This is a genomic window from Psychrobacter sp. A3, assembly GCF_028823565.1.
In the GTDB taxonomy this organism is placed as follows: domain Bacteria; phylum Pseudomonadota; class Gammaproteobacteria; order Pseudomonadales; family Moraxellaceae; genus Psychrobacter; species Psychrobacter celer.
In genome coordinates, this window is sequence record NZ_JAPEHS010000098.1 from 1 (window position 1) to 8,504 (window position 8,504).

Below are 8,504 nucleotides of genomic sequence, written 5' to 3' on the forward strand. Positions count from 1 at the left end.
TTGGCTCTACACCTCCATTCATGTGTACGGCGATACGCCAGCGTGGCTTGCTTTGATTATGATTGCGCTGATGGGTCTGGGCATGGGCTTGTTCCATGGCTTTTTGGGGCTGGTGTTTAATAAGATGGTCGGCAAGCAGCCCCTATCTTTTGCCGCGCTTTGGGTGCTGCAAGAGTGGCTGAAGACGTGGTTATTTACTGGTTTTCCGTGGTTGTTTGTCGGTTACGCCTTCACAGAGCAGTATTGGCTGTCGTCACTTGCGCCAGTGGCGGGTGTGTTTGCAGTGTCTTTTGTGGCGGTATTATTGGCAGGCAGCTTAGTCGAGCTACTGCGTCGCCGCGCAGGCTATATGGTGGCTTCGATTGCCCTGCTAGCGCTCAGTACACTATTGTGGCTACTAAACCCGCAATGGACCAAACCAAAAGGCACGCCTGATTTGTCGGTGTCATTGATTCAGGGTAATATTCCGCAAGATTTAAAATGGCTGACTGAGTATCAAATAGAGACGCTCAAGATTTATGCCACGTTGACCCGCAGTGAGTGGGGGCGTGATATTATCTTGTGGCCTGAGTCGTCGATTCCGATGTTTCAGACCGATGCGATCGGCTTTATCAATGAGATGGTCAAAATGGCCAAAGCCACCAATACCACGTGGGTGACCGGTATTCCTTATAAGGATGAAGCGGCATTTGATGAAGCTCAAGATAAGTATCCGCCATTTTATAACAGCGTGATTGCGCTGGGTGCAGAGGCAGAAGGACTGTACAAAAAACAGCGCTTGGTGCCATTTGGTGAGTATATTCCATTTGAAGGGCTGCTTGATATTTTGCCAAACCTTGCAGGTAGTCAAGAGGTTATGAGCTATAGTCGCGGTAGTGAGGCGCAGTCGCCGCTACAGGTGCGTGGGCACAATTTGGGCGCTGCCATCTGCTATGAAGTGGCCTATCCTGATACCACGCGCAAAAATGCCATCGGTACAGACTTTTTATTGACCATCTCAAATGATGCATGGTTTGGCACCTCGGCAGGCCCGCTACAGCACCTACAAATGGTACAAATGCGCGCGCTCGAAAATGGCCGCTGGTTTATGCGTGCGACCAACACCGGTGTCACCGCCATCATCGACCACAAAGGCCGTATCGTTGAGCGTGCCCCGCAGTTTGAGCGCACCGTATTGCGCGGTGATGTACAAGCGCGGACAGGTAGCACACCGTTTATGCGTGTCGGTCATTATCCTGTCTTGTTTGTGGTGGCGCTGCTACTGTTATTGAGTTATCTGGGCAAGCGGGCAACGACAAGAGCGCGCTTGGGTAAGTAGTTTTGCTGTTGATCTGTTGTGGTGCGCCATTTAAAGCAAATGATAACGCTAAGGCGCTCAAGTCATGGAGAAAAATTGCCCATAATAAATCCTTTAAATACTTAAGGGTTTTAACAAATCGCTATAAATTGCGATATAATGGGTCAATATTTCAAATATTTTGTGCAAGGTGGATAAGATATGTCAGAAGGTATCGTCAATAACAACCCAAAAAAAGAGCTGTTATACACTCTAGGTGGCATTGCCTTATTCTTAGGTATTGTCTTACTTATTGGTGTTTCTGCATTTTTGCGTCCAGCGGGCGAGCATATCACTGCTGAGACGACCGAAGCTGCAGTCGCCGCTGATGAAGCAGCGCCAGTAGCGGCGGCCAGTGCAGAGGCTCAGGACGATGCAGCCCCAGCAGAAACAGCAGAAGCGGCGGCACCTACGTCAGCGGCAGATGCGACTGTGACGCCAGCGGATGCAGATAGTGCCGTGGTAGCAGCAGAAGCAGGTACAGCGACCGCTTCTGGTACAGTAAGCCAAGCGGCGGTTGCCGATGCTGATTTAACCGCAGAGCAAGCGGATGGCGACGTGGAAGCGGGTGAAACTGTCGCACAATAAGCTGTTTTTGCCTAGGGCGTGTCCTCGTTTTTAGCCCAATTAGATGGCTATTGATTGAATTGAGGACACGCCCTAGATGCGGGCTGTCTTTTTTCATTATGACAGGATAGTTATCTTGTCATAGTGACTGATATTTGTCTTTTGGCAGTGCCACAAATACTCGCTCTCAGCTACTGAGGGCGATTTTTTTTGTGAGCCATTGTGTAATTATTGACCAATTAATTCTTTACTTGCCGATAGACAGGTGAAACAATATTGCTCCTATATGACCGCTTATCTGAATAAATAGGGGTTTGGTCATTATTAAAGTGGTCTTTAAAGGAATAATCTTATGAGCAAAGAAGCAAATTCAGGGGTGAGTGCCGCTGAATTAGAATCGCTAGAAAACGGTTTTATGGGGCATCCAAAGCCGCTGCGTCCGCTATTTTTTACGGAGATGTGGGAGCGCCTGGTAGGCAGTGGTGGTTTTGGGTTTGATGACGTCACCGCTTCTGCTATCTATGGTATCTTTGCTGGCTCATTGTATTTGGCGGCCGTCCCTGGCGGCTGGCTGGCAGACAACTGGCTCGGACAAGAGCGCGCGCTGTGGTGGGGCAGTATCATTATTGCCCTTGGTCATTTATGTATCGCGCTTTCGGCGATGTTTGGTATGACGCTGTTTTTTGTCGGTCTGATCTGTATTGTTTTGGGCTCAGGGTTATTTAAGACCTGTATTTCGGTGATGGTCGGAGCGTTGTATACCAAAGGTGATGTGCGCCGTGATAGTGGTTTTACCTTGTTTTATATGGGTATCAATATCGGCGCGTTATTGGCCGCGCTGATCGTTGGGATCTTTAAAGAAAAAGGCATGTGGCATGCCGGCTTTGGGGTCGGTGGTTTGGGGATGCTCATCTCGCTACTTATCTATCGTTTTTCTGCCCAAAAAACATTGACCCATTATGCCAAAGCCAAAGGCATCAGTGCTGAGTGGGAGCGCTCTAACGACCGCTATCATAATGTCGGACGCTGGGTCGCAGGATTTTTGGCATTATTGGTGGCTGTGATTGTGCTGGTCGCCACCGGTATCATGCCATTTGAGGCAAGCATGGTCGCAGAGTATATGACCTATATCATCGCGGCTGTGGTGATTGGCTATTTTGCCGTGATGTTTGTCTCACCGCGCCTTGATAAAACCGATAAGCTGCGTTTATTGATTTGCTTTATTTTGGTTATTGGCTCGACGCTGTTTTGGTCAAGCTTTGAGCAGCAGCCGACCTCATTTAACTTATTTGCTGATCGCTATACCGACCTTAATGTCTTAGGATTTGAGATACCAAGCATTTGGTTTCAGTCGCTAAACCCGCTGTTTATCTTGTTGCTCGCTCCTATTGTCAGTATTCTTTGGGTCAAGCTGGGTAATAGAGGTATCGAGCCAAACAGTATGGTCAAGTTTGCGCTGGGTATGTTGATTACTGCGGCAGGTTTTGGCTTGATGATTATCGCCTCAAAAAATATTTTGACCAATGAGACTGGCCTAGCATCACCCTTATGGCTGGTCGGTAGCTTGTTGCTGTTGACGCTTGGTGAACTGGCGCTGAGTCCAGTAGGATTGTCATCGATGACCAAACTTGCGCCAAAAGGTATGCAAGGTCAGATGATGGGGCTGTTTTTTGCTTCTGTCGCCATGGGTAACTTGGTTGCTGCATTTTTCGGTGGTCATGTCTCAGCGGACAAGATCGAAGGGTTGCCAACGCTATTTACGACCATGACCGTCTTTTTGGTAGTGACGGCGGTTATCTTGTTGCTATTGGCCAAGCCCATCAGTACCATGCTCAAAAATAGCGAACAGTCCGATCATGTCAGCTAAACGACACCAAAAAAGTGAGCGGATGCGTTTGAGCAAATGGTCAGGATAGCCAAGCACTAAGTCCGTGCATCAATAAGTAGGCTGATGATGAGACGTGTTACCATGGTTGGTAGCACGTCTTATCGTTTTTATCCGTGACAGGTCTTGCTCAAGCCATGACATATTTTTGTTCAAGCATTTTTTATTCCAGTATTGAAAGCTTGTCATCTGCCCAAACATCTTAATAGTATCTGGCTATTTATCACTTCTGCATGGTCAGTATTTGCATCAATTGCTATTGATCATTCAACACGATTCAATGCGCGCTTACTCATTTACCCGCGCCAATAAGACGACTATCCATAGTCGCCGCGTCGTCGTATTCTTTTAATACAACCTCGCTTGCCCACTGTCTTCAAAACCAATAAGGAAAATTTTAATGAATAAACAACACATTCATGATCGTATCGCAAGTTTACGGGAGCGCATGGCCGCCCAAGACCTAACGGCCATCATCGTACCGTCAGCGGATCCGCATTTATCAGAGTATCTACCAGAGTATTGGCAGGGGCGTTTGTGGTTGTCAGGGTTTACAGGCTCGGTCGGTACTCTAGTGGTCACCGCCGATTTTGCGGGTCTGTGGACGGACAGCCGCTATTGGGTACATGCCGCCGCCCAACTGGAGGGTACAGGTATCAGCTTAGAAAAACTGGCACCAAGTCAGCCAAACCATATCGATTGGTTGGCGACGCATTTGGCAGAAGGCGATAGTGTGGCGGTCGATGGTAATGTGTTGTCTATCGCGGAGCAAGACAAGCTGTTAGATGCGTTTGATGCCAATGACATCACCCTCATCACCGAGCGTGACGTACTGGCAGAGATTTGGACAGATCGTCCAGCATTGCCATCAGCGAAGCTATACCAGCATGATGCGCAGTTTGTGGCGCAGTCTGCGACCGATAAGCTTGCTGCGGTACGCTCAGGGATGCAGGAGGCTGGCGCCACTCACCATCTGCTCTCAAGCTTAGATGACATCGCTTGGCTGACCAATCTGCGCGGCAGCGATGTCGATTATAACCCCGTGTTTTTGGCGCATATGCTCATCAGTGCAGATAGTGCGACATTGTTTGTCGATAACAGCAAAGTCAGTAGCGATATTGCAAAAGCCCTAGAAGACAGTGGTATCACGCTTGCTGATTATGACGCAGTACAAGACGCCTTGAGCGCACTGACTCCAGAGGATTTGCTGCTGCTAGACCCCAATAAAGTGGCGGTGGGTACGCTATCAAAGATGGCCGATGATGTGGGCTTTATTGAGCAAATCGCCCCCAGCACGTTACTCAAATCTGTCAAGTCTGATGCCGATATCGAGCATGTCCGTGAAGCCATGCGCCAAGATGGTGCGGCCTTGTGTGAGTTCTTTGCCACATTTGAGCAGCGTTTAGCAGACGGCGAGCGTTTGAGTGAGCTGGATGTCGATAGTATGCTGATTGAAGTGCGTAGTCAGCAGCCGCATTATGTTTCGCCGAGCTTTCCGACGATTGCAGGGTTTAATGAAAACGGTGCACTGCCGCATTATCGGGCTACGCCAGAAAAGTTCAGCTACTTTGATGTCGCTGAGGGTGAGGGTGGACTGTTGCTGATCGACTCAGGGGCGCAGTACCAAAACGGCACCACCGATATCACTCGCGTCGTCGGTATCGGGCAAGTCAGCGATGAGCACAAGCGCGACTTTACGACAGTACTAAAAGCGCATATCGCGCTTGCGCGCGCCTCTTTCCCTGATGGTATCGCCTCGCCACTCATCGATGCGATCTGCCGTGCGCCATTGTGGCAAGCACAAATGGATTACGGTCATGGTACAGGGCATGGCGTTGGCTACTTCCTAAACGTCCATGAAGGCCCGCAAGTCATTGCTTATAGTGCCAGTACGCCAAAAGAGCGCGCCATGAAAGCAGGTATGATCTCCAGTAATGAGCCAGGCCTATACCGCGAAGGTAAATGGGGTATTCGTATCGAAAACTTGGTGGTCAACACCCCAGTTGCAAACCCTACCGAGAGCGAGTTTGGTGAATTTTTACACTTCGAGACCGTCACTTATTGCCCAATTGATACCCGTTTACTTGATAAATCATTGCTCGATCAAGTAGAGGTTGAGTGGCTAAACGACTACCATCGTCAAGTTTATGCTGAGCTAAAAGATCACGTTGCTGGTGCAGCGCTTGATTGGCTAACAGAGCGCACCCAGGCGATTTAATCGAAAGCCTTAGGGCGTGTCTTTATTTCTGAAATGAGCACACGGCCTAGTAGACGTCCAATAAATAAGCCCCGTAAATGTTTACGGGGCTTATTTTTTGAAATGATCAGACGATATCTATAGTTTTTGGCTGTCTTTATTGGGCATATAGCCAATCCCCAATCTTCAAGCCACTCTAAAACCAACCCAGTAGCACGCTGGCATAGCTTTACTCTTTTTATTTGGAATTAACGACAGGCTGATCTAAAGCCTCTGTCTCACCCAATTGCTGTGCCACCTCAGCATGGAGCCATGATTTGAGGTTTTCTGACATCAGCATCATCTGTTCACTGAGATAGTCATCGATCTGCATCTCGAGCTCACGGAGGAGCGCTTGATGCGCGGCGCTAGATGGCTCCTCTTTTAGTGTCAGCTTGATGGCTGTACTGGCCTTATCTTTTATGGCTTTGACCGCTTTGACATTGGCATCATGGTTTGTATCATGAGGGGTTTGCTGATCAGCCGTTTGTGCTTCCTCATAGCTGCGCTCAGGGGCACGGACGGTCTGCGGCTGGGTGCTGGTGGTAGTGTCTTTATTACTTTGTGTTTTTGCTATGCCAGCTTGCGCTGTGTCAGTTTTACTATCGGTGTCAGGCGCGTCTGATTTGGTGCTTTGGTGGGGCTCTTGACGGGCGGCTGGATGGGTACTATTTTCTTGATCATCAGTTGCTGCTGGCTTATGTGGTGGTTGTTTTTGTGCGGCTTGTGCTTTTGAGGCTATTTCTTCTTGTCGCTTTGCGTCCTCTGCTGCTTTTATTTTTTCTTGTTTTGCTTTGGCATCCGCTTGCGCTTGCTTATCGGCGATGGCTTTTGCAATGGCCTGCTCGGCATCGTGGTTGTCGTAGAGCTCATCGACATGAGTGTCTAGATCAGGCGTGCTAAATACAAAGCTTTCAAACGGCGTCTGGGTCTGTAGCAAGGTGATGATGTCTTTTAGCTCTTGGGTAATGGCGGCGCGTACAGGCTCAGGAGCACACGTCCAGCGCTGATAAAACTGATGAGAAAATGAGTAGCTTGACATGGTATCTTCCATAAATGTACAAAAATTACCCCTTATCATACGCAAGTACGATAAGGGGCTGCAAGTGCACAAACGTAGCAAATCTGACACCAAAGTTACAACGCGCCGTATCAGACGGTCGCATTTAGGCGGTGACAGGCCAACGGGCAAATATCAAAGAGCCATTGGTACCGCCAAAGCCAAAGCTGTTGGACACGGCATATTGTAAATTGTCCACTTTTCGGGATTGGTGCGCGACATAATCGAGGTTACAGTTGTCCTCGACATTGTCTAGGTTGATGGTTGGCGGTACATGCTGTTGCTGCAGCGCGCGAACGGTAAAGATGGCCTCAATACCCCCAGCTGCGCCTAGTAGGTGCCCTGTCATCGATTTGGTTGAGCTGACCAAGATGCTGTCTTTGACAGGCGCAAAGACGGTTTCGATAGCGATGGACTCAGCGACATCGCCGGCGGGGGTGCTGGTGCCATGAGCATTGACATAGCCCACTGCGTCAGGCTCGATGCCCGCGTCATTGAGTGCGTTTTTCATTGCGCGAGCGGCACCGCTACCGTCTTCTGGGGGCGCGGTGATATGGCTGGCATCGTCGCTCATGCCAAAACCGACCAGCTCGGCCAATATCGTGGCGCCGCGCGCTTTGGCGTGGGCGAGGCTTTCGAGTACCACCACCCCTGCGCCATCGCCGAGCACAAAACCATCACGGTCTTTATCAAATGGGCGTGAGGCTTTGGTTGGTTCATCATTGCGTGTAGAGAGCGCATGCATCGCCCCAAACCCTGCCATGCCAAGTGGACTTGAGCCTTTTTCGCTACCTCCAGCGAGCATCACATCTGCATCACCATAAGCGATCAAGCGTGCCGCGAGTCCCATCGCATGCGTGGCAGTAGTGCACGCAGTTGAAGTGGCGAGGTTTGGGCCTTTTAGGGTATGTTTGATCGCAACCAATCCTGCGGCCATATTGACGATCGAGCCTGGGATAATAAAAGGCGATACTCTCCCAGCGCCTTTTTCGCGTAGGGTATCGCGGCTGTTTTCGATGGTCTGAATACCGCCGATGCCTGAGCCTAAGATAATACCAAATCGCTCAGCATCGACGTCTTGTACCGGCGCATCGGCCGCGCTCACCTCATCGATGAACCCCGCATCTTTTAACGCCATGGCTGAGGCCGCCACACCATAATGCATAAACTCATCATAGCGGCGCGCGTCTTTGGCGTTCATGTATTGTTTGGCATCGAAGTCTTTGATTACCCCAGCGATTTGTGCACGGTAATCAGTGGCATCAAAATGGCTGATAGGGGTAATACCACTCTCGCCATTGATGAGCTTGGCCCATGAGCTATCGACATCGAGGCCAAGTGGCGTGATAGCGCCCATACCCGTGACCACGACACGCATCTCATCTGGGCGCTGGTAATGTGGCGGCTTTTGGCGCGGCGT

Annotated in this window: 6 protein-coding genes; 4 read left to right on the plus strand and 2 right to left on the minus strand. The window is 49.8% G+C overall.

Annotated features, from left to right (window positions below; translation table 11 throughout):
- From lnt to NK638_RS10950, 4 genes are all read left to right on the plus strand, one after another.
- Positions 1-1,318: apolipoprotein N-acyltransferase (gene lnt / locus NK638_RS10935; RefSeq protein ID WP_274633042.1), on the plus strand; the 1,318-nt coding region annotated here is incomplete at its 5' end.
- A 180-nt stretch (positions 1,319-1,498) separates the two neighbouring features.
- Positions 1,499-1,924, plus strand: a complete 426-nt coding sequence (locus tag NK638_RS10940; RefSeq protein WP_274633043.1) for a hypothetical protein — start codon at positions 1,499-1,501, stop codon at positions 1,922-1,924.
- Between the two features lie 331 nt (positions 1,925-2,255).
- The gene (locus tag NK638_RS10945) at positions 2,256-3,770 is read left to right on the plus strand and encodes a peptide MFS transporter (protein WP_274633044.1); all 1,515 of its coding nucleotides are present in this window, start codon (positions 2,256-2,258) and stop codon (positions 3,768-3,770) included.
- A gap of 418 nt (positions 3,771-4,188) precedes the next feature.
- Entirely contained in the window at positions 4,189-6,006 is a 1,818-nt protein-coding gene (locus NK638_RS10950; RefSeq protein WP_274633045.1) for an aminopeptidase P family protein, read from the plus strand.
- Positions 6,007-6,223: 217 nt separating this feature from the next.
- Here the strand turns inward: NK638_RS10950 and NK638_RS10955 are convergent, their stop codons facing one another.
- Together NK638_RS10955 and fabF are read right to left on the minus strand one after the other, a co-directional pair.
- Positions 6,224-7,066, minus strand: coding sequence for a hypothetical protein (locus tag NK638_RS10955; RefSeq protein ID WP_274633046.1), 843 nt, complete (start codon positions 7,064-7,066; stop codon positions 6,224-6,226).
- 124 nt (positions 7,067-7,190) lie between these two features.
- Positions 7,191-8,504: beta-ketoacyl-ACP synthase II (gene fabF, locus NK638_RS10960; RefSeq protein WP_274633047.1), on the minus strand; the 1,314-nt coding region annotated here is incomplete at its 5' end.